This is a genomic window from Saccharopolyspora spinosa NRRL 18395 (assembly GCF_000194155.1).
GTDB classification, from domain to species: Bacteria; Actinomycetota; Actinomycetes; order Mycobacteriales; family Pseudonocardiaceae; genus Saccharopolyspora; species Saccharopolyspora spinosa.
In genome coordinates this window covers 416,857-438,764 of sequence record NZ_GL877883.1, presented here as the reverse complement: position 1 = coordinate 438,764, position 21,908 = coordinate 416,857, and the positions used below count along the sequence as shown (strand labels likewise).

The 21,908-nt window shown below is 69.7% G+C and carries 22 protein-coding genes; 14 read left to right on the top strand and 8 right to left on the bottom strand.

The features are described from left to right. Positions 1–5: 5 nt before the first annotated feature. From uraH to SSPN_RS0140200, 4 genes are all read right to left on the bottom strand, one after another. Positions 6–341 carry a hydroxyisourate hydrolase gene (gene uraH / locus SSPN_RS0140215; RefSeq protein WP_010316144.1) on the bottom strand — a complete coding sequence of 112 codons (336 nt, stop codon included), beginning with the start codon at positions 339–341 and terminating at the stop codon, positions 6–8. After that, on the bottom strand, positions 338–847 hold the full coding sequence (gene uraD / locus SSPN_RS0140210; RefSeq protein ID WP_010316142.1) for a 2-oxo-4-hydroxy-4-carboxy-5-ureidoimidazoline decarboxylase: 510 nt from the start codon (positions 845–847) through the stop codon (positions 338–340). The genes uraH and uraD overlap by 4 nt, the downstream gene beginning before the upstream one ends. Before the next feature lie 433 nt (positions 848–1,280). Beyond that, positions 1,281–1,679, bottom strand: a complete 399-nt coding sequence (locus SSPN_RS0140205) for a helix-turn-helix domain-containing protein (protein ID WP_237710970.1) — start codon at positions 1,677–1,679, stop codon at positions 1,281–1,283. After that, positions 1,657–1,914, bottom strand: a complete 258-nt coding sequence (locus SSPN_RS0140200) for a thiamine-binding protein (protein ID WP_010316138.1) — start codon at positions 1,912–1,914, stop codon at positions 1,657–1,659. The genes SSPN_RS0140205 and SSPN_RS0140200 overlap by 23 nt, the downstream gene beginning before the upstream one ends. A 210-nt stretch (positions 1,915–2,124) precedes the next feature. On the opposite strand from SSPN_RS0140200, the gene SSPN_RS0140195 reads away from it, so the two are divergent. From SSPN_RS0140195 to tsaD, 9 genes are all read left to right on the top strand, one after another. Continuing rightward, entirely contained in the window at positions 2,125–2,925 is an 801-nt protein-coding gene (locus tag SSPN_RS0140195) for a hydroxypyruvate isomerase family protein (protein ID WP_029536216.1), read from the top strand. A gap of 80 nt (positions 2,926–3,005) precedes the next feature. Next, positions 3,006–3,932 (top strand): 2-hydroxy-3-oxopropionate reductase, encoded by a 927-nt coding sequence (locus SSPN_RS0140190; protein WP_083822370.1) that lies wholly within the window; start codon positions 3,006–3,008, stop codon positions 3,930–3,932. Between the two features lie 224 nt (positions 3,933–4,156). Then, positions 4,157–5,860 carry a glyoxylate carboligase gene (gene gcl, locus SSPN_RS0140185; RefSeq protein WP_010316131.1) on the top strand — a complete coding sequence of 568 codons (1,704 nt, stop codon included), beginning with the start codon at positions 4,157–4,159 and terminating at the stop codon, positions 5,858–5,860. A gap of 250 nt (positions 5,861–6,110) precedes the next feature. Then, positions 6,111–7,259: a glycerate kinase gene (locus tag SSPN_RS0140180; protein ID WP_202799014.1), complete on the top strand. Its 1,149-nt coding sequence runs from the start codon at positions 6,111–6,113 to the stop codon at positions 7,257–7,259. Positions 7,260–8,067: 808 nt separating this feature from the next. Then, complete coding sequence (allB, locus tag SSPN_RS0140175) at positions 8,068–9,435, top strand: allantoinase AllB (RefSeq protein ID WP_010316127.1); 1,368 nt, start codon at positions 8,068–8,070, stop codon at positions 9,433–9,435. A gap of 272 nt (positions 9,436–9,707) precedes the next feature. Beyond that, entirely contained in the window at positions 9,708–9,980 is a 273-nt protein-coding gene (locus tag SSPN_RS56100; protein WP_143539422.1) for a hypothetical protein, read from the top strand. 74 nt (positions 9,981–10,054) lie between these two features. Continuing rightward, positions 10,055–10,711 carry a tRNA (adenosine(37)-N6)-threonylcarbamoyltransferase complex dimerization subunit type 1 TsaB gene (tsaB, locus tag SSPN_RS0140170; protein ID WP_010316126.1) on the top strand — a complete coding sequence of 219 codons (657 nt, stop codon included), beginning with the start codon at positions 10,055–10,057 and terminating at the stop codon, positions 10,709–10,711. Positions 10,712–10,731: 20 nt separating this feature from the next. Continuing rightward, complete coding sequence (gene rimI / locus SSPN_RS0140165; protein WP_029536214.1) at positions 10,732–11,223, top strand: ribosomal protein S18-alanine N-acetyltransferase; 492 nt, start codon at positions 10,732–10,734, stop codon at positions 11,221–11,223. Continuing rightward, positions 11,220–12,275: a tRNA (adenosine(37)-N6)-threonylcarbamoyltransferase complex transferase subunit TsaD gene (tsaD, locus tag SSPN_RS0140160; protein ID WP_010316122.1), complete on the top strand. Its 1,056-nt coding sequence runs from the start codon at positions 11,220–11,222 to the stop codon at positions 12,273–12,275. The genes rimI and tsaD overlap by 4 nt, the downstream gene beginning before the upstream one ends. Positions 12,276–12,340: 65 nt before the next feature. Here tsaD and SSPN_RS0140155 read toward each other — a convergent pair whose 3' ends face one another. The 3 genes from SSPN_RS0140155 to SSPN_RS0140145 form a co-directional block, all read right to left on the bottom strand. Next, a complete protein-coding gene (locus SSPN_RS0140155) occupies positions 12,341–15,166 on the bottom strand; it encodes a PQQ-dependent sugar dehydrogenase (protein ID WP_010316120.1) in 2,826 nt (941 codons plus the stop codon). Between the two features lie 172 nt (positions 15,167–15,338). Then, complete coding sequence (locus tag SSPN_RS0140150) at positions 15,339–15,875, bottom strand: SanA/YdcF family protein (protein ID WP_237710969.1); 537 nt, start codon at positions 15,873–15,875, stop codon at positions 15,339–15,341. Between the two features lie 382 nt (positions 15,876–16,257). Beyond that, positions 16,258–16,764 (bottom strand): MarR family winged helix-turn-helix transcriptional regulator, encoded by a 507-nt coding sequence (locus SSPN_RS0140145; protein ID WP_044577212.1) that lies wholly within the window; start codon positions 16,762–16,764, stop codon positions 16,258–16,260. A gap of 59 nt (positions 16,765–16,823) precedes the next feature. Here SSPN_RS0140145 and SSPN_RS0140140 point away from each other — a divergent pair, with 59 nt between their 5' ends. The 4 genes from SSPN_RS0140140 to groL all read left to right on the top strand — a co-directional run bounded on the left by SSPN_RS0140140 (position 16,824) and on the right by groL (position 20,070). After that, positions 16,824–17,228 carry a DUF5313 family protein gene (locus SSPN_RS0140140; protein WP_029536211.1) on the top strand — a complete coding sequence of 135 codons (405 nt, stop codon included), beginning with the start codon at positions 16,824–16,826 and terminating at the stop codon, positions 17,226–17,228. 467 nt (positions 17,229–17,695) lie between these two features. Then, positions 17,696–17,830: a hypothetical protein gene (locus SSPN_RS62010; RefSeq protein WP_272941804.1), complete on the top strand. Its 135-nt coding sequence runs from the start codon at positions 17,696–17,698 to the stop codon at positions 17,828–17,830. A 188-nt stretch (positions 17,831–18,018) separates the two neighbouring features. Beyond that, entirely contained in the window at positions 18,019–18,309 is a 291-nt protein-coding gene (gene groES / locus SSPN_RS0140130; RefSeq protein WP_010316109.1) for a co-chaperone GroES, read from the top strand. A gap of 144 nt (positions 18,310–18,453) precedes the next feature. Beyond that, positions 18,454–20,070 carry a chaperonin GroEL gene (groL, locus tag SSPN_RS0140125; protein WP_010316107.1) on the top strand — a complete coding sequence of 539 codons (1,617 nt, stop codon included), beginning with the start codon at positions 18,454–18,456 and terminating at the stop codon, positions 20,068–20,070. Between the two features lie 177 nt (positions 20,071–20,247). Here the strand turns inward: groL and SSPN_RS0140120 are convergent, their stop codons facing one another. Then, positions 20,248–20,553, bottom strand: coding sequence for a WhiB family transcriptional regulator (locus tag SSPN_RS0140120; RefSeq protein ID WP_029536210.1), 306 nt, complete (start codon positions 20,551–20,553; stop codon positions 20,248–20,250). Positions 20,554–20,746: 193 nt separating this feature from the next. Between SSPN_RS0140120 and SSPN_RS48220 the strand changes: the two genes are divergently transcribed. Next, entirely contained in the window at positions 20,747–21,730 is a 984-nt protein-coding gene (locus SSPN_RS48220) for a MerR family transcriptional regulator (RefSeq protein WP_010316103.1), read from the top strand. Positions 21,731–21,908: the final 178 nt, after the last annotated feature.

Genomic DNA, 21,908 nt, shown 5'->3' with positions numbered 1-21,908 from the left:
GGTGATCAGCTCCCTCGGTAAGTGGAAAAGGCGAACGGGCTCAGCAGCAGCGGAACGTGGTAGTGCTGAGCGGGGTCGGCGATCCGGAAGGTGATCTGCACTTGCGGGTAGAAGGTCGCGACGCCTTGGCGCTCGAAGTACTCGCCGGTGTCGAAGGTGAGCCGGTAGTCCCCGGCGGCCAGCCGGTCCGGGCCCAGGTCCTTGATCCGGCCGTCGTCGTCGGTGCGGCCTTCTGCCAGCGCGCTCCAATCGGAGCCCTTGGCGGCCTCCAGCCGGATCGCGACGCCAGTGGCGGGGACGCCCCGCACGGCGTCCAGCAAGTGGGTGGTGACGGCACTCATCCTTCGATCACCTTCGCCAATCTCAGACGTGCGATCTTGCGGAGTTCGTCGGCGACGATCCGCAGCTCTGCTTCCGGCTCGTTGTCCAGTCGGGAGTGCAGGATCTCCACCAGCTCCGCACCGCTTCGGCCGCTGGCGCAGACCAGGTACACGTGCCCGAACCGCTGTTCGTAGGCCTCGTTGCCCTCGTGCAGCGCGCAGGCCAGCTCGGCGTCGCCGCCGTCGACTCTGGACTGCTCGTTGCGCGAGAACTTGGCCGAGGTGTCCTCACCGGTGGCGCGCTCGCCGATTCGGGGGTGTGCCGCGAGCGCGCTGTTGATCTCCTCGGGGGTCAGCTTCGGTGCGGCGGCGTCGGCGGCCTGGTAGACGGCGGTGACGTCGGCGAACGGGCGCCGGTCGGCGATGTCGGCGGCCCAGCGGGGGATGTTCAGGCAGGCGAGCAGCTGCTGGACGAGTTCCGCTCGGGGGAGGCCGTTAAGGCGGTCCGTTTCGGTGGTTGTTGACATCGCAAACTCTCACAGGATGTTGCGTCCCGAAGAGGCTTTCGGGATTGGCGGAGGCGGCGGACGAGAGTCCGAGCATGCCTGGGCTGTGCTGCGGTTGCCGGTCACGAGCTCCAATGCGGCAAAAGCTACGACCGCACTCCGCCACGTGTCAACATTTTGTTGAAAAATCCTGGTGAAGCCGTGTGCGGTTGGCGCAACTCCGGCAGCTCGCCGGGTGGCGGCCCGCCGCGTGCCGGGTGCTGGACGCACTCGCCGCTGGGTTGGTCCGGCCCGAATTCGATCGCTGGCGTTGTCCTGTTCGTCCGGTCAGTTTCCGGCGAAACCGGCGGCAAGGCCAGGGCTGCGGATGCCGGTTCCCGGCGAGGCCGACCGCCCGGCCCGGCGAGGCCGACCGCCGGGCCGGGCCGGGCGGGGTCGAACCCGCCCGCCGGGGTCAGCTCCGGTCGGCCTGCTCGCGGTTGAGGTAGTTGTAGACCGTGAAGCGGCTGACACCGAGCGCCTTGGCCACCGTCTCGACGGACTTGCGCATGGAGAACGCGCCGCGTTCTTCGAGTAGCCGGACGGCGCGCTGCTTCTCCGCGCGCGGCAGGTCCGGCAGGCGTCCGCCGAGTTCGCCCTCAACGGCCCGGATGATCCGGTCGAGGGCACTGGTCAGCTCTTCGCCGGGCAGTCGGACGGCCACCGCCGGGGCGCCTTCCCAGTACAGGACGATGTCGCCGGGCTCGCGCTCGTCGGCAGGCACGGCGGTACCGCCGACGTGCTCCAGCAGCGGGGCGATCGCGTTGGCGAGCGGATGCACGTTGACCAGCCTAAACCTGGTCTTCGTCGGCATCGCCGACGGTAACCTGCAGAGTGATCCGGTTCGCTCCGGTGTCCAGCACGGTCTCCAGCACGGCGGCCAGTGCGGGGAGCAGCGCCTCGCGCTCGCCGCTGATCGAGGTGCCCAGCGGGCCGAATTCGGGCTCCAGTCCGGCGGCGCGGAGGCAGTCGCGGGCGGCCACGGCGTGCGCTGGCGGCTCGCCTTCTCCCTCGAAGGGCTCGGTGGTGAACTCAGCTCGCAAGATCATTGGCGTGACCTCCCGATTGAACCGTATCGGCCGAGGTGGGCTCGCCGCCGGGGATCGGGCGCGAGGGTGCTTCTGTGCTGGTCGGGCCCGCCACCGTTGACCGGTGGGTAACCGGGGGTGGGGCGTTGACCGGCGGCTGCCTTGTCGCTAATCTATCGTTGTACGAAATAAGATTTCCGCATAACGAAATTTATCCCGAGGGGGGTGCCGATGAATCCGAACCGCTACGACGTCAACCTCTCGATCCTGTTCACCGAACTGGACGTGCTGGACCGTCCCGGCGCGGCGAAGGCCGCCGGATTCGACAAGGTGGAGTTCTGGTGGCCGTTCGCGGTCGCGGTGCCCGCCGACCGCGAGGTGGACCGGTTCGTGCAGGCGATCTCCGACGCCGGGGTGTCGCTGGTGGGCCTGAACTTCTTCGCCGGTGACATGCCCGCGGGGGAGCGCGGCGTGCTGTCGAACCCGCACCGGGCCGGCGAGTTCGCCGACAACGTCGACGTCGCCGTGGGCATCGGCGAGCGGCTGGGCTGCCGTGCGTTCAACGCGCTGTACGGCAACCGGATCGACGGTGTCGACGCGCAGGCGCAGGACGACGTGGCCGCCGAGAGCCTGGTCCGCGCCGCGAAGGGCACTGCCCGGATCGGCGGCACGGTGCTCATCGAGCCGGTCAGCGGTACGCCCGCATACCCGCTGAAGACCGCCGCCGACGCGCTCGCGGTAATCGACCGCGGGCACAACGAGGGCGGCGTGGACAACCTGCGGTTGCTGTTCGACCTGTACCACCTGAAGGTCAACGGCGACGACCCGGACGCGGTGATCGACCAGCACGCCCGGACCATCGGGCACGTGCAGATCGCCGACGCGCCGGGCCGCAACGAGCCGGGCACCGGCGAGATCGACTTCGAGCACTACTTCGAAAAGCTCGATGCGGCGGGCTACACCGGCCACATCGGACTGGAGTACAAGCCGAGCGGGGCGAGCGCCGACAGCTTCGGCTGGATCAAGCGCTGACCACCCGTGAGTGACTTTTCCGGTTCTCACCCATCAAAACTGCGGCGCGCAGCGCCTCCTTGGGGGGCGGCGGTCGGGTGATGGGAGGGGCACTCACGAACGGCTCCAACCACGGAGGTACCACAACCATGAGCAAGGTCGGATTCATCGGGCTGGGCATCATGGGCGGCCCGATGGCGGCCAACCTGGTCAAGGCCGGCCACGACGTCACCGGCTACAACCGCAGCCAGGCCAAGGTCGACCAGCTGGTCGCCGACGGCGGCAAGGCGGCGGGCAGCGTGGCCGAGGCCGTCCGCGACGCCGAGATCATCTTCACCATGCTGCCGGACTCGCCGGACGTCGAGAACGTCGTGCTGGGCGACGACGGGGTGCTGGCCAACGCCAAGCAGGGCGCGCTGCTCATCGACTGCAGCACGATCCGCCCCGACGTCTCGCGCCGCGTTGCCGAGGCTGCCGCTGAGAAGGGCGTGCGGGCGATCGACGCGCCGGTCAGCGGCGGTGAGCCGAAGGCGATCGACGGCACGCTGTCGATCATGGTCGGTGGCGAGGCCGGCGCCTTCGCGGCAGCCGAAGCGGTGCTGGGCACCGTTGGCACCACGATCGTCCATGTTGGACCCGCTGGGGCCGGGCAGACCGTCAAGGCGGCCAACCAGCTGATCGTCGCGGGCAACATCGGGCTGGTAGCCGAGGCCCTGGTGTTTCTGGAGGCGCATGGCGTCGACACCGAGGCGGGCCTGAAGGTGCTTGGCGGCGGACTCGCCGGCAGCACCGTGCTCGACGCCAAGGGCGCGAAGATGCGCAACCGCGAGTTCGCGCCGGGTTTCCGGCTCGAACTGCACCACAAGGACATGGGCATCGTGCAGGCCGCTGCGCGCGACGCGGGCTTGTCGATTCCGCTCGGTTCGCTGGTCAGCCAGCTCGTCGCCGCCGCGGTCGCGCAGGGCGACGGGAAGCTCGACCACTCCGGGCTGCTCAAGCAGATCACGCAGCTCAACGGTCGCGACTGAGACTGCGGTGTCGCGCGGGGAGTTCCTCGTCTCCTGCGGCCGACCTCTGATTTCCATTGAAATTGCGGAAGATCGCGCCAAGGCACTCGCCCGACCGGGCGATCTCGAAGCAGCACGACGGTCACGGGTCAGCGGTCCAGCGCCGCCAAGCAACCAGAACCGCCGACCCGTTCCCAACTAGGTGCACGCCCGAAGGCGCCGCACCCGAGAGGAAGTCTTACACCATGCCCAAAGTTCCTGTCATGCAGGCCGTCGTCGACGTGCTCAAGTCCGAGGGCGTCGACATCACCTTCGGTTGCCCCGGTGCGGCCATCCTCCCGCTGTACGCGGCGATGGAGGACAGCGGCATCAAGCACCTGATCGTGCGCCACGAAGAGGGCGCGACCCACATGGCCGACGGTTGGGCCCGCACCAACGGCAACGTCGGAGTGGCCATCGGCACCTCGGGTCCGGCGGGCACGAACATGATCACCGGCCTCTACACCGCGCAGGCCGACTCCATCCCGATCCTGTGCATCACCGGCCAAGCGGTGTCCACCAAGCTGCACCAGGAGGCGTTCCAGGCGGTCGACATCGTCGACATCGCTAAGCCGGTCACGAAGTGGGCGGTGCAGGTCAAGGAGGCCGCGCAGGCACCGTGGATCTTCCGCGAGGCGTTCCGCATCGCGCGTTCCGGCCGCCCCGGCCCCGTGCTGATCGACCTGCCGCTGGACGTGCAGAAGCAGGAGATCGAGTGGGATCCCGAGCTGGACGCCCCGCTGCCGATCCCGCGCGTCGAGCCGCACCAGCCGCGGGTGGAGCGCGCGCTGGACATGCTGCTGGAGGCTGATCGGCCGCTGATCCTGGCCGGTGGCGGCGTGATCCTCGGCGAGGCATACGAGCAGGTGCGGGAGCTGGCGGAACTGCTGGGCATCCCGGTGCAGATCACGTTGATGGGCAAGGGTTCCTTCCCCGAGGACCACGAGCTGTTCGCCGGCATGACCGGCATCCAGACCAGCCAGCGCTACGGCAACCAGTCGTTCCTGGAGTCCGACCTGGTGCTGGCGCTCGGCGCCCGCTTCGGCGACCGGCACACCGGCGCGCTGGACGTCTACCGCGGTGAGCGCAAGTTCATCCACGTCGACATCGAGCCGACCCAGATCGGCAAGGTCTTCGGCCCCGACCTGGGCATCGTCTCCGACACCCGGCTGTTCCTGGACGCCCTGCTGGAAGCCGCCCGCAAGCGCGGGGCGACCAAGGACTACTCGGCGTGGGTCGAGCGCGTCGGCGTGCTCAAGCAGACGCTGACCAGGCCCGACGACTACGACGCCGTGCCGATCAAGGCGCCGCGGGTGTACCGGGAGATCAACGAGATCTTCCCGCCGGAGGCGTACTTCGTCACCGCGATCGGGCTCTACCAGATCTGGGGCGGGCAGTTCCAGACCGCGCACCGCCCGCGGCACTACCAGGTGTGCGGCCAGGCCGGCCCGCTCGGCTGGGAGATCCCGGCCGCGATCGGCGTGAAGTCGGCCGAGCCGGACGCGGAGGTCGTCGCGGTCGTCGGCGACTACTCCTTCCAGTTCCTGGTCGAGGAGCTGGCGGTGGCCGCCCAGTACGACCTGCCGTTCGTGATCATCATGCTGAACAACGAGTACCTGGGCCTGATCCGCCAGGCCGAGGGCGACGCGTTCGGGATGAAGACCGAGGTGGACATCCACTACGACGAGTACGGCACGGACAACGTCAAGATTATGGAGGCCTACGGCTGCTCGGGCCGCCGGGTGTTCGAGCCCGGGGACCTCGCCGAAACCATCGAGTGGGCCCGCAAGGAGGCTGTCGCCACCAGCCGCCCGGTCCTGGTCGAGGTGATGATCGAGCGGGAGGCCAACACGGCCCGCGGCATCCGCATCGACGCCATGATCGAACCCGAACCCGTTCCCAACGGGTAACCGGTTCTTGGGGTGCGGAGGCTGACCGACGCGTACGGGAACCGCGTCGGTCGGTCTGTCAAACACTCACTCCCGCACCCCTGGGCGGGGCTTCAGGGCGGCCCTGCGCGAGGTGCGCTCGCCGTGAACGCGCGGTGGCGTGGACGGCGAGCGCGCCCCGCATTTCCCAAGGACGGGGTCCTTCGGGTGGAATATCCGAACGACCCCTTGGTGTCCTCCGCCGAGCACGTGCCGGGCGTCTCGGCGGAGGATGCCGCCCTATCGATCGGAGTTGGTTGTGCCTGGTCCCGTCCTCATCGCGCCGGACAAGTTCAAGGGCTCGCTGACCGCGCCGGAAGTGGCCGAGGCGGTGGCCGCCGGTCTGCGCAGGGTCCGCCCCGACGTGCAGGTGCGGTTGGCACCGGTGGCCGACGGCGGGGATGGCACCGTGCAAGCGGCGCTGGCCAGCGGCTACGTGCCGGTGCCGGTGCGGGTCGCGGGCCCGGTCGGCGAGCCGGTGGACACCGAGATCGCGATCGATGGCGAAACCGCCGTGGTGGAGCTGGCTTCGGCCTCCGGGCTGGCGCTGCTCGACCCGGACGAGCTCGCCCCGCTGGCGGCCTCCAGCGAGGGAACGGGCGAGGCCATCCTGGCGGCGCTCGACGCGGGCGCGCGGAACGTGGTGCTGGGCGTCGGTGGCAGTGCGTGCACCGACGGCGGCGCCGGAATGCTCACCGTCCTGGGGGCGCGGGTTTTGGACGCTGCGGATAACCCGTTGCCCCCAGGCGGTGGACCACTTTCCCGAGTGGCCGCGGTGGACCTGTCCGGCCTGGATCCCCGGCTGGCCGAAACGAACTTCGTCCTCGCGTCCGATGTGGACAATCCGCTGCTCGGCGAGCGTGGCGCGGCGCACGTGTACGGGCCGCAGAAGGGTGCGGACCCGGAGCAGGTCCGCTTCCTGGACGAGGCGCTGGGGCGCTGGGCGAGCGCGGTGCTGGCCGCCGGCGGTCGTGATGTCGCCGAGCAGCCGGGCGCCGGGGCTGCCGGTGGCGTCGGCTACGGGGCGCTCGCGGTGCTGGGCGCGCGGATGCGGCCCGGCGTCGACGTGATCCTGGAGCTGATCGACTTCGACCGCTGGCTGGACGGAGCCGGCCTGGTGATCATCGGCGAGGGCGCCATCGACGAGCAGACCCTGCACGGCAAGGGCCCGGCCGGAGTCGCCGCCCGCGCCGTCGAAGCGGGAGTCCCCGTGGTCGCCATCGCGGGCCGCTGCCAGCTCACCTCGGAACGCCTGCGCGAAGCGGGCATCGAAGCGGTTTACGCCCTCACCGACATCGAATCCGACCCGCAGCGCTGCATCCGCGAAGCGGCCACCCTCCTGGCCGACCTCGGCGAACGACTCGCCCAAGACCGCCTGTAGGTGCTGTTTCCAGACTGGTCCTGCTTTGCGGTGCGGAACTTCGGATGCCGCCTGGACTGCGGGATCCCCGATTTGCGCATGTCCGGCTTCGGGTCTGTCCTCGCGAGACGACGTCTGAGAACCCGCGGCGGTGCGAGTTGCGGGGACAGGCCAAGCGGCTGCGCCGCTTCAAAGACACACTTCGGACGAGCACTTCCAAGAAAGCCTCTGCCGCGCTCGTGTGGAGCGAACGGACTGTTCGCCTCGATAGGCGGGCCGAATGGGCCGTTCGCTCCAGCTGTTCGCCGCGCGTCCAGCGCGGGAATCCCAGCTGTCGCCGAAGAGGAGGCGGAGGGTCGCGTCGCGGTTGTGGCGGACGCTCGGCGGCCAGCTTGCGCTCGACGGTAGTGGGGATCTCGTAGTGCTCGAAGAGCTTCGGCATCCGGGGCGCGCCGACCTCGTCGGCGAACACCGGGGACGGAGGAGCCGGGTGATTTGGGATGCGGCATACAAACAGGCTGCCCGTGTCGATACCTGGGTAAATGCGAATTCATGACCAGCGTGAAGAATGGGTTTTGGGCTACCCATGCGGCGCTGCGCTGAATCGATGCCCCGCCGTTGCCCCCTTGACGGGCGCGCGTCTCTCCAGGAAACTTCCAATTAACGATAAGTATACTTCACGATACGAAACTTTCGGGTGCCGTAGCCCCGGAAGCGCGCACGGGTCACCGGCTCGGTCCGGGAGCAGAAGTCGAGAGCACTGGTCCTTGACCTGGGCGACACCTAGGTTCAACACTTTGTTGAATGCCGTGATTAGGAGGTAACCGCGTTGCCCGAACCAACCACCGGGGCGTTCGACGTCGTGTTCCGCGCGCGACGGCTCATCGGCCCGAACGGGGAGACGTCCGGCAGCGTCGGCGTGCACGACGGCCGCATTGCCGCCGTCGAGCCGCTGGACGCCGAGCTCGATGCCGCCCACACCATCGAGCTCGCCGAGGACGAGGTCCTGCTGCCGGGGTTGGTCGACAGCCACGTGCACGTCAACGACCCGGGCCGCACGGAGTGGGAGGGCTTCGACACCGCCACCCGCGCCGCGGCGGCCGGCGGCGTCACGACCATCCTCGACATGCCGCTGAACAGCCTGCCGCCGACGATCGACACCGGCGCGCTGGAGGTCAAGCGCAAGACGGCGCGCGAGAAGGCGCACGTCGACGTCGGTTTCTGGGGCGGGGCGGTGCATGGCAACCTCGCCGAGCTGCGCGGGCTGCACGAGGCCGGCGTGTTCGGCTTCAAGTGCTTCCTGCTGCACTCCGGGGTTGATGAGTTCCCGCCGCTGAACCCGACCGAGCTGGACGAGGCGCTGCGCGAACTAGCCCGCTACGACGCGCTGATGATCGTGCACGCCGAGGACTCCGACGCCATCGAGCACGCCCCGACGGCACACGGCGAGACCTACGGCGACTTCCTGAACTCCCGGCCGCGCGGCGCCGAGAACGTGGCGATCGCGCAGGTCATCGAGCTGGCTCGGCGCATCGGGGCGCGGGTGCACATCCTGCACCTGTCGTCGTCGGACGCGCTGCCGATGATCGCCTCCGCGCGCGCCGACGGCGTCCGGGTCACCGTCGAGACCTGCCCGCACTACCTGAGCTTCAGCGCCGAGGAGGTCCCCGACGGCGCCACCCAGTTCAAGTGCTGCCCGCCGATCCGCGAAGCCCGCAACCGCGAACTGCTGTGGCAGGGCCTGGCCGACGGAATCATCGACTGCGTGGTCAGCGACCACTCGCCGTGCACCCCAGAGCTCAAGCGCTTCGACATCGGTGACTTCGGCGTGGCTTGGGGCGGGGTTTCCAGTCTCCAGCTGGGCCTTTCGGCGGTGTGGACGCAGGCGCGGGTGCGCGGCCACGGCCTCGCGGACGTCGTGCAGTGGATGTCCCGCAAGCCCGCCGACCTCGCCGGGCTGCAGCGCAAGGGCTCCATCGCGGTCGGCAACGACGCGGACTTCTGCGTGTTCGCGCCGGACGACGCGTTCGTCGTCGACGTCAACAAGCTGCACCACCGCAACCCGGTCTCGCCGTACCACGGGCGTCCGCTGGCCGGCGTGGTGCGCGAAACCTGGCTGCGCGGCAAGCAGATCGTCGGCCCGGGGGTGGAAACGACCGCACCGCAAGGGAATTTGCTCACCCGTCAGGGTGGCTAGCAGGTCCACAATGGTGTCATGCGCCCATTGGTTCGCTGTAGAAGCTGTTTGGGAAGTGGTCGTTCGGGGTGTGGTAGGCCGGGCTTTCGTCTTTGAAGCGGTGCCAGCCGCTCAGCCCACCTACGCAGCTAGCCGATCTCGGTGCTCTTGCGACGGCGCTCCGCGACGTCGAGCCGGGCGTGAGCTCGTCGAGCCGTTGACGGAGTTCGAGCGTCCGATGCGGACGGTGCTGGCCCTTCGCGCTCGGCACCCGAGACGCGGCGGACCGCGCCGTGGTGGACGCGTTGATCACCCTGGCCAGCAGGGAACAACGCGGCGCACATGCGGTGGTGGTGCGCGACGAGGTGGTGCTGGGGCGGGTGGTGCAGGCGGTGCGGGTAGCGGATCCTCGGACGTCGTCTGGACTGCGGGATCCCCGACTCATGGATGCCACACCATGCCGGGGCTGTCCTCGCCAGACGACGTCTCCATCTCGACGCGAAACGCTCACTGCCCCGGACCTGCGGAAACGCGGCACCGCGGTCCGGGACCGGCCGCTGTCCTGACCGGGGCACGCGAGAGGGGGCGTGGTGGTCCCCACGTAACCCCGGTGACCAGGGCTGACGTACGCTGAGTAACCGTGCTCGTCATTGCGCTGGACACCTCGACCCCCGCGGTCACGGCCGGGCTGGTCGCCCTGGACGACGGTTCGCCGCGCGTCCTCGCCGAGCGCGTCACGGTCAACCCGCGTGCGCACGGCGAACTGCTCATGCCGCAGCTGGTGGACGTCATGACCGAGGCTGGGCGCGAACTCGCCGATGCCGATGCGATCGTCGTCGGCTCCGGCCCCGGCCCGTTCACCGGCCTCCGCGTCGGGATGGCCACCGCAGCGGCGCTTGGCCAGGCCTGCGGCCACCCCGTGCACCCCGTGTGCAGCCTCGATGCGATCGCCGCGCAGGCCGCCGCCGAAGGCCCCTTGCTGGTCGCCACCGATGCGCGCCGCAAGGAGGTCTACTGGGCAGCCTACGACGCCGCGCGGACCCGGATCGACGGGCCGCACGTGCAGCGCCCGGCAGAGGTCCCGACCGGCGATTTCGGCGTGGCCGCAGGGGAAATGGCCGAGGCGCTGGGCATCGAGGTCGTCGGGCCGCGCTACCCCACTCCGGTGGGGCTGGTCGCGGCGGCGCGCGCGGTGCTGCAATCCGAACCTGCCCCGCTGGTGCCGCTCTACCTGCGGCGGCCGGATGCCGAAGCGCCGGGCAAGCGGAAATCCGTGCTGACCAGGGGTGGGAAGTGACCGACCGCGCGACGACCGCGCTGCGGGTGCTGAAGCTGCGCCGCAGCGACCTGAAGCGCTGCGCGGAGCTGGAGCAGGTGCTCTTCCCCGGTGACGACCCGTGGTCGTGGGCCGCGTTCGCCGCGGAGCTCGACGAGGGCCACTTCTACGTCGGCGCATACATCGACGAGCACCTGATCGGGTACGCCGGGCTCGCCGTCGTCGGCCGCGCGCCGCACGCCGAAGCCGAGGTGCACACCATCGGCGTCGCCCCGGCGCACCAGGGCAGCGGCGTGGGCAAGGCGCTACTGCGCGTGCTGCTGGTTAGAGCCGACGAGCAGCGGGCGACGACGTTCCTGGAAGTGCGCACCGACAACGAAGCCGCGATCGGGATGTACCGGAAGCACGGCTTCGAGATCGTCGGGCTGCGCAAGCGCTACTACCAGCCGTCCGGGGCGGATGCGCACACCATGCGGCGCCCCGCATCCCCGGCGGAAACTGCGGAGACGTTCACTGCGGAGGACGCGTCATGACTGCGGACCGAGTGGTGCTCGGCATCGAGAGCTCCTGCGACGAGACCGGCGTTGGCCTGGTACGACTGGCCGCCGACGGCACGGTCGAGCTGCTGGCCGACGCGGTGGCGTCCAGCGTCGACGAGCATGCCCGCTTCGGCGGCGTCGTGCCGGAGATCGCCAGCCGCGCGCACCTGGCGGCGATGGCCCCGACGATGCGCCGCGCGCTGGACGAATCCGGCCTCGGACTGTCCGATGTGGACGCAATCGCGGTCACCGCGGGGCCGGGCCTGGCCGGGGCGCTGATGGTCGGCGTCGCGGCAGCCAAGGCCTACTCGGCCGCGCTGGGCGTGCCGCTGTTCGGCGTCAACCACCTCGGCGGGCACGTCGCGGTCGACACCCTCGAACACGGGCCGCTGCCGGAGCGCTGCCTGGCGCTGCTCGTCTCCGGCGGGCACACGCAGCTGCTGCTGGTGGAGGGCATCGGGGAGCAGATCACCGAGATCGGCTCCACGATCGACGACGCCGCCGGCGAGGCCTACGACAAGGTGGCCCGCATCCTCGACCTGCCGTACCCGGGCGGCCCGCCCATCGACAAGCAGGCGAAGCTGGGCAACCCGAAGGCCATCGCGTTCCCGCGCGGGCTCACCGGGCCCCGCGACTCCGCGTACGACTTCTCCTTCTCCGGGCTGAAGACGGCGGTCGCGCGCTGGGTCGAGACCGAGCAGCGCGCGGGTCGGGAGATCCCGGTGGCGGACGTGTGCGCGTCGTTCCAGGAGGCCGTGGCCGACGTGCTGACGGCGAAGGCGGTGCGCGCGGCGCGGGATCTGGACGTGGACACGCTGGTGATCTCCGGCGGTGTCGCGGCGAACTCCCGCCTGTCGGAGCTGGCGGCCCAGCGCTGCGCGGAAGCGGGCATCACGCTCCGCGTGCCGCGCCCCCGCCTGTGCACCGACAACGGCGCGATGATCGCGGCGCTCGGCGCCCACGTCCTCGCCGCGGGCGCCAAGCCGTCGCCTCTGGACATGCCCGCCAACCCGGGCCTCCCGGTCGGCACCATCGTCGTCCAGTGATCACAGTTTCAATTGAAACTATGATCCCCTGAAACTGCGCACCACCGTCCGGTCTGGCCGGTGGTTCAGTACCTCCGGTCCGTCGTCGTGTCGTTCGCGGCGTACCACTGGACGTAGCCGTGCTGGAAGTCGTTGCGGCGACCGCCCGAGACGGCGAACTCGCCGGTCTTCGGGTAGCCCAGGTACGAACGTTCCCAGCCGAGCGCGGACCATCGTTCGCGGATCCGCCCGTGAACTTCGTGCGCGCCGGTGCCAGGCGTCCAGTAGATCGACGCCGCCTTAGAGAAGTGGTTGTACCGCCCCACCCCGTCCGGCGTGGTGAGCTCGTCGGTCGTCGGATAGCCGAGCGGCCCGAGCTCCCAGCCCAGCTGCGACCAGGTCACCCGGATCGCGCCCCAGATCGCATGGGCCCCGGAGCCAGGCGACCAGTAGACCGAACCCGCCTTCGAGAAGTGGTTGTACCGCCCGACTCCATCTGGCGTGGTGACCTCGTCGGTCGTCGGGTACCCGAGCGGGCCCCGCTCCCAGCCGTTCGCCGCCCAGTTCTGCCGGATCGCGCCCCACACCGCGTGCGATCCGGTGTCCGGGCTCCAGTAGATCGACGCCGGGAAGCCAGCGGTCACCCCGGTGAAGTGGTTGTACCGGCCGACACCGTCCGGTGTGGACAGTTCGTCCGTGGTCGGCGGCCCGAATTTGCCGTGTCCGCCGAGTTGCAGGTACTTCGCGAGGTTTCCACCGTAGACGTAGTGCACGCCGGTCTGCGCGGTCCAGTACAGCCGCCCGCGTTCGTAGCTGCGATAGCGGATGCCGGCCTCGGCGATCTCCGGTCCCGTGGGCTGCCCGAGCAGGTTCCGCAGCTCCGGTTCGGCCTCGTAGCGCCGGTCGATGGGCGTGGCGTACCGAGCCGTGAGCGTCAGGTCGCCGACGCCCATGATCAGCTCGCGAGACCGGTCGGCGACGCCATCGGCCCAGCCGGCGAAGGTCGCCACGCCGTCGGTCGCCGTCGCCGCCGCGATCACGTCGAAGGTGGCGCCCTCGGTGATCATCGACGAGCTTCGCCCGCGCTCAGCAGGGATTTGCAGCACGGCGGGCACGTTGCTGGTCAACGTGAGCAGGTGTTCGCGTGGCATGGCCGCATAGGTCTGGCTGCTGTGCACCCCGGCGCTGTCGGTCGTGGTCGCGGTGATCTCCATCCGCGAGTCCGGATGATCGGTGAACGCGACCTCGAAGGTTTCGCCGGTGCCGCCGACTCCCGGATGCCGGTGGCAGGTCGCCTCCTCCGGGCAGTGCACCTCGGCGCTGGTCCAGGTGATCGGCGTCGTGCCGTCCTCGACATCGGTGGCCTGCGCGGCGAGCGACACCGTCTCGCCGACGGCGAAGGTGCGCGTGCCAGGCGTCGTCAGAGCCAGGCGCGGCGAGTTGTTGGCCGGTGCGACCAGCAGGTCGACGCTGCCGGACGCGTTTAGCGGGTCGGTTACGGTCAGCCGCGCGGTGAACCGGTCGCCGTCCGGGTAGGTGTGGCTGGTATGCACGCCGGCGCCGGTCGTGCCGTCGCCGAAGTCCCAGCGGTAGGTCAGCTGATCGCCGTCGAAGTCCTGCGATCTCGATCCGTCGAAGGTGACCGTGCGGGTGGCCGGATCGGTACTGATCTCGGCTGCGGCCACCGGCGCGGAGTTGCCTTGCGGATAGCTGAGCCGGCGCAGCGTGCCGGAGTAGATGTCGGCGAGGACGATGTCGCCGTTGGGCGCGGCCGCGAACTTCACCGGACCGCCGATGCCGCTGCCAAACGGCGGGCTTTCCGGTGCCCGCACCAGCTTTCCCTGCGCGTCGAAGCGCAGCGACCAGATCTTCTTCGTGGTGTAGTCGCCGAAGAAGTACGCGCCCCGGTACGCCTCCGGGTAGCTCTCGCCCTGGTAGATGATGCCGCCGGTGACGCTGTTGCCCTGGTCGACGCCGCCGCCGTGGCCGTACTCCCACAGCGGCGGGGTGTTCGCCGACGACGCGCACTCGGGCAGGTCCGCGTAGCCCAGCGTCCGGTGGTTCCCTTCCCAGCAGGGCCACTTGTAGTTCTGACCGGGCCGGACGAGGTCGATTTCCTCCCAGTCGTTGTAGCCGACGTCGCCGACGATCGGCGTGCCGGTGGCGGGGTCCAGCGAAAGCCGGAACGGGCTGCGGAATCCGCTGGCGTAGACCCGGCTGCGCCACGACGAAGGGTCCGACACCTGGTAGTAGGGGTTGCTCGCCACGCCCTGGCCGGTGGCGGTGACGTGCAGGACCTTGCCGTTGGGTGCGTCGAGGTTCATGGTTTGCAGCGCGTTGCGGTCGGTGCGGGCGAAGTCGGAGAGGTCGCCGATGGACACCCACAGCGTGCCGTCGTTGGCCGCCACGATCCCGGTCATCCCGTGCACCGCGTTGGCGCTGCGGAATTCGAAGAGGACCTGTTCGTCAGCGAGGCCGGTAGGTTCCGGGGCGCCGGTGACCGTCCAGCGCGCGAGCCGTAGCAGGTAGCCGCCGGTGCCGCCGGGAACGGAGCGGGCCAGGTAGATGTGCCGCGAGGTCTCGTAGTCGGGGGCCACCGCGATGCCGGTCAGGCCCAGGTCTTGGGTCGGTTCGACGGGGAGGGTGGCGATGGTCCGGGTGCGGTCGTCGGCGGCCACCCACGCCACGGTGCCCTGCTTCCCGGTGGTCAGGATGCTGCCGTCCGGCAGGTACGCGAAGTCGGTCAGGTCGAAGGCGGCTTGCCCGCTGGGTTGGCTGCGGAGGACGAAACCGGACGGCACGGCGGCTTCCGCGCGGCGCGCAGGCAACGCCGCTAGCAGCCCGATTGATAACAGCGCGACGCAGCACGCGCTCAACCAGCCGCGGACTCTTCGAGCGATCAAGATGATCACATCCCTGTTCGGCGAGGACGTGCTGATATCGCCGGAACTTCCGCCCAGGTTGCCTCCGCCCGGAAGCCTCGCTGTGCGTCACGCCGGATCACCAATCGTGATCGGGTCGCCTGCAGATATGTGCGCGCCTCCGGCTTGGCGGGAGGTCCCTACGCCCTTCGCCCAGAGATGATCAACGGCGCCACCAGAAGGCCTTGGTGGTGGCGAGGAACTCGCGCCGGGCGCCGCGGGCGGAGACCCGGCGCAGGCCGTCGGCGGCCGCGTCGTGGCCGACGCCGTGGGCGTCGATGCCTGCGCGCCGGCAAAGCGCCACCGCGCGGCGGAGGTGGAACCGCGTGGTCACGACGGTGATCTCGCGCAGCTCGAAGTCCTCGGAGGCACGCCGGCAGGAGGACCAAGTGTCCACGCCGGACTCGTCCAGCACCACAGAGGACACGGGAATCCCTTGGGACACCAAGTAATGCCGCATCACGGCGGGCTCGCTGTGCCCGCGGGATTCCGGGCTGCCGCTGACGATGATCCGCCGGACCTTGCCCGCCTCGAACAACGCGCGCGCCACGTCCAGCCGGCCCTGCAGGATCCGGCTCGGCAGGCCGTCCCAGCGCACTCCCGCGCCGAGCACGAGCGCGAACTCCGTTGCGCGCACGTCGCGAACCGCCTTGATGCGTCCGACGCTGCGCACCAATGCCCAACCGGATGGCAGCCCCACGACCGCTCCGAGCCCGACCAGCCCCACCCACAGTCCGCGCACCGGCCAAGTGTGCCATCCCCGGTGACCGGCTTCGGCCGGATCTCGCACCCCGACCGGCTGACAGGGACACCCTGTTCCGAGGAACCGGGCGCCCCCGCACCGGAGAGCGGTGCTGCGGCGGAATACGCGGCGCGGCAACGACGTCCGGTCGGCGGCGCCTCAGGCCGGGTTGAGCACCGGGTTGCCGTCTTCGACGACGAACAGACTTCGCCGTCTCCGCCGGAGCGTCCTTCTTGGACGGGTACGCCAGGCGGCCGAAGCACGCGCGGCGTCCCTTCGGCGGATGCGGTTGCGGGCCGATCAGCCGAGCCTCCGGCGCGGTTCGCCCACTGGTGGCGTGCTATTCGGCGTCGAGGACGCGGCGGGTCGCGATGATCACCTTGGTCAGCGTCTCGTTCAACTGCTCCAGTTCGGAGACCTGCATGTCGAGGAGTTCGACGACGCGGTACGGGATCTTCTCGGCCTCGACGCGCAGCTCCCGGCCCTTGTCCGTCAGCCCGACGGCAAGCAGTCGCTCGTCCTCGGTGCTGCGGCGCCGTTCGAGGTAGCCGATCGATTCGAGGCGCTTGAGCAGCGGCGACAAAGTGGCCGGATCGGCCTGGAGGGCGCCGCAGAGGTCCTTCGCCGATCGCGGTGACCGCTCCCAGAGCGCGAGCATCACGAGGTACTGCGGGTGCGTCAGGTTGAGCGGCGCCAGCAGTGGCCGGTAAACGGAGATGACGTTCCGCGAGGCGACGGAGAGCGCGAAGCACACCTGGCGATCGAGGGCGAGCGGGTCCTCGCCGAGGTCGATCTGGTTCACCGTGGGAGTTCCTTCCGGCCGGGTGCCGACGGTCACGCTAATCATTAGCGTACTAATGATTAGTATATCGGTGTTCTCGGACGCCTTCGGCGAAGGGAGGGGACGTGGCCGCTGACCGACGAATCCGGCCCAACCCGTTGCAGTGGATCTGGTACGCCTTCGGCGGGCGGTTGCCGGAGCGCTGCCGCGAGTGGGTGCTGCACGACATCACCTGCCGCGCCTGGGTGCTGCGGCACCTCGCGCGCAGCCTGGTCCAGATCTCCCCGGGGCTGCTCTTCCTGCTGCTGCCGGGGCCGTTCTGGATCCGGGCGATGTCCGTGCTGGGCGGCGTGATCCTGGCGGTCTGGTACTCGATGTCGTACCTGGAGCACACCAGCGAGTACCGGCTCGTCAAGCACGGCTACCCGTTGGGCACGGGCAAGGAGGTGCGCGAGCAGGCGAGGGCCGCCGTCCGCGCCCAGCGGGCGCAGCGGTACGCCGAGCTCTACCGCCACCAGCCGGAGCGGTGAGCTCGGGGCGGCCCGGAGCAGTGAGCTCGGGGCGGCGCTACTTCGGGCGCCAACCGGCTCGGGTCGGCGGGCCGGGCGGGCCGGGTGGGCGCGCGGGTCGGGGGCGGCGCTCCCAGGGGCGGTTTGCGGGCTTCGAGAGGGCGGGCATGCCAGGCAACCTAGGGCACCGAACGGGGCGGATGTGAGCCGCCTCGTGGCATTGGTGACATTTCCCGCATGCCGATCTACCAGCGAAGATCACGCACAGCAGATCATCCGTGACAACTTCCCAGGTGGCGGCGCCCACAAGCCGTTCCGCTACGATCTGTAATCGCCGCAATCGGTGTAGTGAGGAGTCGTAATGACTGCCGTACCGAACCCGTCGCATTCGGGGTCGTCGCTGCAGAGACCGCTGGCGGTCCGGGGAATACGCCGAACTTGGCGAAGACGATCGCCACCGCTACGAACTCCAAGAGGGAAGCCTGGTCGTGTCGCTGAGCCCCGCGCCCGATCACATGATCGCGACCTCGAACCTGATCTTGCAGCTCGCCGGGCAGGTTCCGGCCGGGTTCAAGGCCATCCCGGACGTGGACGTAGACCTGGAGCTCGAGCTGGTGGAATGAGCGCAGGCATGCGCTCGCCGGTGCTCCGACATCCCGTGGTGTGGGTAGTTGTTGAGCGTTGGCACTCTCATCGGTAGAGTGCTAGCAGAACGGCACCGCAGCGCCCCGGCACCCGCGACGACGGGGAGCCACGGAGCCGTCTTAACCCAGACAACGCTTCGAAGGCCCCAGAAGGTGGAGGTCACACCGTGGCGAGCATTAAGCCGCTTGAGGACAAGATCGTGGTCCAGGCGAGCGAGGCCGAGACGACGACTGCGTCCGGCATCGTGATCCCGGACACCGCCAAGGAAAAGCCCCAGGAGGGCAAGGTTCTGGCTGTCGGCCCGGGTCGCGTCGACGACAAGGGCAACCGCATCCCGGTGGATGTCAAGGAAGGCGACGTCGTCATCTACTCGAAGTACGGCGGCACCGAGGTCAAGTACAACGGCGAGGAGTACCTGATCCTCTCCGCCCGCGACGTGCTGGCTGTCGTCAACTGACGCAGCCGCACCAAGCGAGCAATGCCGCCCCGGCGGTCCCGACCGCGGGACCCCGGGGCGGTCGCACGTCCGGGGCAGCGGGACTTGTCGATGGAACAGGTACGGCCTCAATAGATCAGGTACCGATGAAGGGCTGTTGGAATCATGGCTAAGCAGATCACCTTCGACGAGCAGGCGCGCCGCGCGCTGGAGCGCGGTGTCAACCAGCTCGCGGACGCGGTGAAGGTCACCCTCGGGCCGCGCGGTCGGCACGTCGTGCTGGACAAGCAGTTCGGCGGGCCGCAGATCACCAACGACGGCGTGACCATCGCCCGCGAGATCGAGCTGAGCGACCCGTTCGAGAACCTGGGCGCCCAGCTCGCCAAGAACGTCGCGACGAAGACCAACGACGTCGCCGGCGACGGCACCACCACCGCCACCGTGCTCGCCCAGGCGCTGGTCCGCGAGGGCCTGCGCAACCTGGCCGCGGGCGCCAACCCGGCGGCGCTGAACAAGGGCGTCCAGGCGGCCACCGACGCCGTCGTCGAGGCGCTCAAGGCCAAGGCCACCCCGGTCAAGGGCCGCGACAACATCGCCCAGATCGCCACCGTCTCCTCCCGCGACGAGACCATCGGTGCGCTGATCGGCGAGGCGATGGAGAAGGTCGGCGAGGACGGCGTGATCAGCATCGAGGAGTCCTCGACGCTGGCCACCGAGCTGGAGATCACCGAGGGCGTCCAGTTCGACAAGGGCTTCATCTCCCCGCACTTCGTCACCGACGCGGAGCGGCAGGAGGCGGTGCTGGAGGACGCGCAGATCCTGCTGCACCGGGAGAAGATCTCCAACCTGCAGGACCTGCTGCCGTTGCTGGAGAAGATCGCGCAGGGCGGCAAGCCGCTGCTGATCATCGCCGAGGACGTCGAGGGCGAGGCGCTGTCCACCCTGGCCGTCAACGCGCTTCGCAAGACGCTGAAGGTCGTCGCGGTGAAGGCCCCCTTCTTCGGCGACCGCCGCAAGGCGTTCCTGGACGACCTCGCGGTCGCCACCGGCGCCCAGGTCATCGCGCCGGAGGTCGGGCTCAAGCTGTCCGAGGCCGGCCCCGAGGTCCTCGGTTCGGCCCGCCGGGTCACCGTGACCAAGGACACCACCACCATTGTGGACGGCCGCGGCAAGGCCGAGGACGTCAAGGACCGGGCCGACCAGATCCGCAAGGAGATCGAGGCCACCGACTCCGACTGGGACCGCGAGAAGCTGCAGGAGCGGCTGGCCAAGCTGGCCGGTGGCGTCGCGGTGATCAAGGTCGGTGCGGCCACCGAGACGGAGCTCAAGGAGCGCAAGTCGCGCATCGAGGACGCCGTCGCCGCCGCCAAGGCAGCTGCGGAGGAGGGCAGCGTCCCCGGCGGTGGGTCCAGCCTGATCCACGCCGCCAAGGTGCTGGCCGACGACCTCGGGCTCACCGGTGACGAGGCCACCGGCGTGCAGCTGGTGCGCCGCGCGCTGGACGCCCCGCTGTTCTGGATCGCCAACAACGCGGGCCAGGAAGGCGCCGTCGTGGTCTCCAAGGTCCGCGACCTCGACTGGAACGCCGGCTACAACGCGGCGACCGGCGAGTACGGCGACCTGGTCCAGTCCGGCATCGTCGACCCGCTGAAGGTGACCCGATCCGCGGTCGCCAACGCGGCCTCCATCGCCCGCATGGTGATCACCACCGAGAGCGCGGTCGTGGAGAAGCCGGAGGAGAAGCCGGAAGCTGCCGGGCACGGCCACGGCCACGGGCACTGAGCCGGGCTCGTGACCGCGTAGCCAGACCGGCACGCGCGAAAGATCGGGGCGGCACCCACATCCTGGGTGCCGCCCCGATCTCTCTTTCGCCCTGCCCGGAGTCGAATGACGCCCCTCGTGGTCATTCGACTCTGGTGGCCGTTCGCGGTCCTTGCCGCGGCGGCCGACGCAAGCGCATCAGCTGGCCGCGACCGCCAGCTGCTGACGCTTGCGCGCCTTGATGATCACTTCTCGCTCCGATTCCGACAGTCCGCCCCAGATGCCGTACGGCTCCTGCACGGCAAGTGCATGGGTCCGGCACTGCGCGATCACCGGGCAGTGTTGACACACCTCTTTCGCCTTCGCCTCGCGCCGGGCTCGCGCCGGGCCGCGCTCGCCGTCCGGATGAAAGAAGTACGCGCTGTCCATGCCTCGACAGGAGCCCCGTATCTGCCAATCCCAGATATCGGCGTTCGGTCCTGGAAGACGTCGAGTGTCTGCCATTGCGCAAACCACCTCCTAGCGGTGGGTCCCCTCCCCGCTGCGGCGGCGCCGCAGCCTCGCATGATCCGACCGTAGAACCGCGCCAAAACTTGTTCAACCCTTATTGCGCCAAAAGCTGTTCATCATTGGAGTGATCTTTGGGTGACGAAGATCGACGCCTAATGGCTTGCCCTCCACGAGCCGGAACCGGAACATGTCCCGCGTGACGACGCGGCCGGAACCTGTGCAGGGGCAGGACACCTCCAATCCGAGCGACGATCCGGGGCCAGCCGAAGGCCCCGACGGCGCTGCGTCGGACGGCCAGCCGCGTCTCAGCGTCGCTGCGGTGGCCCGCCGGCTCGGTGTGGCTCCCGCCACGCTGCGCACCTGGGATCGCCGGTACGGGCTCGGCCCCAGCGATCACACCAGTGGTCGGCACCGTCGGTACGGCCCGGACGACATCGCGCGCCTGGAGCAGATGCAACGTGCTCTGCTGCGAGGCGCCTCGCCTATGGAGGCGGCCCGCTACGCGCGCGCCGTCGCCGCACCGCTGCCGCAGCGATACCCCGATGCGGCCAAGCAGCAAACGCAGCCCGAGGAATCCGGCGACGGACCGATGATGTTGTCCGGTGTGCTCGACGGCGCGGGTGACATCAAGTTGGTCGGCGGCTCCAACACCGGCGGACGCGGGCTGAAGCTCACCGGAGCCGGGCCCCGCGCCCGCGGCCTGGGGCGTGCGGCGCTCGCGCTGGACTCCTGGTCCGTGCACCGGCTGCTGATCGAGTCGATGGACAGCGAAGGGGTCGTGGAGACCTGGCAGGGCATGCTGCAGCCGGTGCTGCGCGCGGTCAGCGAACGTCGGCAGCGGTCCGGCTCCGGCATCGAGGTCCTGCAGCTGCTGGTCGACTGCGCGTCAACCGCGCTGCGGTCGGTGATCGCGAACGCGTCGGCGCCGATCAACCCGCGCCCGGTGGTGCTCGCGCCGGTGCCCGGCGAAGCGCAGGAACTCGAGCTCGTGGCGCTCGCCGCGGCGCTCGCGGCCAACCGCGTCGGCCACCGGCTGTTCGGTGCCGCGCTGCCGAGGGAAGGGCTGGCAGCGGCGGTGCGCCGCTCCGCGCCGGCTGCCGTGGTGCTCTGGGCGGACCAGTCGTACTACGCCTCGCCGCGCGTCTTGGATGACATCCCGATCACCCGGTAACGCGTCCGCGCCTTCGTGGCTGGCGGCGGCTGGGCGCAGCAGACGCTGCCCGCGCACGTGGAGCTCCTCGATTCGCTCGATGCCGCTGTGGCGCGTGTTTCGGAGACCGTTCTGGGTTGAATCGAGCACGATTGTGTTACAAATCACATTGCGCTGTACGGGTGGGGTGACAATCTTC

Excerpts from the sequence above, each read along its gene's own strand:
- tsaD (WP_010316122.1), top strand. The coding sequence starts at position 11,220 with ATGACTGCGGACCGAGTGGTGCTCGGCATCGAGAGCTCCTGCGACGAG.
- SSPN_RS0140200 (WP_010316138.1), bottom strand. The coding sequence starts at position 1,914 with ATGATCTTGCGAGCTGAGTTCACCACCGAGCCCTTCGAGGGAGAAGGC.
- SSPN_RS0140180 (WP_202799014.1), top strand. The coding sequence starts at position 6,111 with ATGCCGCCCTATCGATCGGAGTTGGTTGTGCCTGGTCCCGTCCTCATC.
- SSPN_RS0140120 (WP_029536210.1), bottom strand. The coding sequence starts at position 20,553 with ATGGCAGACACTCGACGTCTTCCAGGACCGAACGCCGATATCTGGGAT.
- SSPN_RS0140145 (WP_044577212.1), bottom strand. The coding sequence starts at position 16,764 with ATGATTAGCGTGACCGTCGGCACCCGGCCGGAAGGAACTCCCACGGTG.
- groL (WP_010316107.1), top strand. The coding sequence starts at position 18,454 with ATGGCTAAGCAGATCACCTTCGACGAGCAGGCGCGCCGCGCGCTGGAG.
- SSPN_RS0140190 (WP_083822370.1), top strand. The coding sequence starts at position 3,006 with ATGGGAGGGGCACTCACGAACGGCTCCAACCACGGAGGTACCACAACC.
- SSPN_RS48220 (WP_010316103.1), top strand. The coding sequence starts at position 20,747 with ATGTCCCGCGTGACGACGCGGCCGGAACCTGTGCAGGGGCAGGACACC.
- uraH (WP_010316144.1), bottom strand. The coding sequence starts at position 341 with ATGAGTGCCGTCACCACCCACTTGCTGGACGCCGTGCGGGGCGTCCCC.
- uraD (WP_010316142.1), bottom strand. The coding sequence starts at position 847 with ATGTCAACAACCACCGAAACGGACCGCCTTAACGGCCTCCCCCGAGCG.
- gcl (WP_010316131.1), top strand. The coding sequence starts at position 4,157 with ATGCCCAAAGTTCCTGTCATGCAGGCCGTCGTCGACGTGCTCAAGTCC.
- SSPN_RS0140195 (WP_029536216.1), top strand. The coding sequence starts at position 2,125 with ATGAATCCGAACCGCTACGACGTCAACCTCTCGATCCTGTTCACCGAA.
- SSPN_RS0140205 (WP_237710970.1), bottom strand. The coding sequence starts at position 1,679 with ATGCCGACGAAGACCAGGTTTAGGCTGGTCAACGTGCATCCGCTCGCC.